Annotated in this window: 2 protein-coding genes; both read left to right on the top strand. The window is 23.9% G+C overall.

Going from position 1 to position 1,704, the window contains the following annotated elements; all coding sequences use genetic code 11:
- Nucleotides 1–334 (top strand): hypothetical protein (locus tag Q0F58_RS19460; protein ID WP_294379744.1); only part of this gene is annotated, 334 nt, incomplete at its 5' end.
- A 144-nt stretch (nucleotides 335–478) separates the two neighbouring features.
- A complete protein-coding gene (locus Q0F58_RS19465; RefSeq protein WP_294379745.1) occupies nucleotides 479–1,516 on the top strand; it encodes a hypothetical protein in 1,038 nt (345 codons plus the stop codon).
- Nucleotides 1,517–1,704: the final 188 nt, after the last annotated feature.

Raw genomic sequence — 1,704 nt, forward strand, 5'->3', positions numbered from 1 at the left:
AGATATAGAATACAAAGTTTTATATAAAATAACACTTTATGATTCTTTTCAGAATGAATTATTTTTCATTGAAAATAGTCAAGATGATTTCTCGACTACATTTGAAATATGCGAATTTACGAGAGCATATGATAATAAAAACATTCTTTATTTTTATATGAATAGTACAATTTATTTGTACGAAATCAATAAAAAGTTAAATAGTAAGCAAATAGATAATACATTGATTAGTGTATATATATCTTTGAAAAATGATTACATAGTATTACGTACTTCTAATCGACAATGTTCGATGGCTTATATGTATAATGTTTCACGATTTTTAGATTTATAGAAAAATACGAGATACTTTATTTGCAGTCGGGATTTTTAGGTGGTCAGGTTCATCGGAATGGTTGGTCAACCCAATCGAATGAGTGATCAACTAAAGTGGAATATCATCAAAATTGATAAGTTTTTCTTTTAAGGAGGATATATGATGGAAAAAAAATTAATTATTGATAATATTTATATTTCTCCCTATGAAAAATACGCTATTCTTTATGCGAATACGTTTATTACTATATTTGATATGGAAGAAAATAAGCTATTTAGAGTAAATATGAAATATGTTTCCAATACGCATATTACATATGATAACCAGTTGTTGATAGGATCAACAACTGGTTCCAATATCTTCATTTATGATTTGAAAGAAAAAAATATTATTAAAAAAATGACTGTATCTCGTCAATATTATGTATCATTGATTCAACAATTTAATAAGAATAAAATATTTATTTTATGTGACAGCTATTGTAATAAAGATATCTTATTATGTGTGTATGATATAGAAAAAAAGAAGCTAGAAAACATAAACAAAAAAGAGATTAAACATATTGATAAACATGTTTATTACCATAATGGTAGGCCAATATTTAAATTAGATGTTGAAATTGATTTACAGAAAAAAAAGAGTAAATATTGCTCTTATTATGAAATAGATGAAAATTATCATTTAAAGAAATATAATCATTTAGATTTTATGGCACCTAATAAAACATTAACATTTTCTAGAAATGGTTATTATTGTATTGAATATAAGAAAAATTCAAAATCAGAAAAAAGTAAATATGATATAAGTGTATTTGATTTAAAAAATGATATCATATTATGGCAAGTTAAAAATGTAGATTGTAGATTTGGAATACGTAAAGGAGAAAAAGAAGTTTCATATTCTAAATTCGCCATAGGATATTATGGTGAATTTATTGGTGATTTAATATTAGATAAATATGATAAACCCGTTCTATATAGGTATAGTAAAAATATTATAGAAATTTATTATTTAACAGAAGGTAAAAAATATGAAATTAAATTTGATGATGGTGCCAATATAGGCGTTTGTCGCTTATCTATAAAAAATGATTATGTAATAGTACGACTTGATAATTTTAGGAAATATCCTGTGAGAGGTAAAGGATATATATATAATCTTTCTACATTATTGGAAAATAATGGATATAAATTAATATAATCTTATCGAAGATGAAGGAATCATATAAAAATAATCTATTAAATGTAAGTGCCAAATAAAGTGGTGTGGCTAAAAAAACGCTGAAATCATAATGCGTAAGCGACAAATAATATAGATAATATGAAATGACCTCCTAGTTGTCAAAACGTGGATTTAAACTCATAATAAGAATAGAAAATAAAAAGTGA

This window comes from uncultured Clostridium sp., from assembly GCF_934754915.1.
In the GTDB taxonomy this organism is placed as follows: Bacteria; Bacillota; Clostridia; order Clostridiales; family Clostridiaceae; genus Clostridium.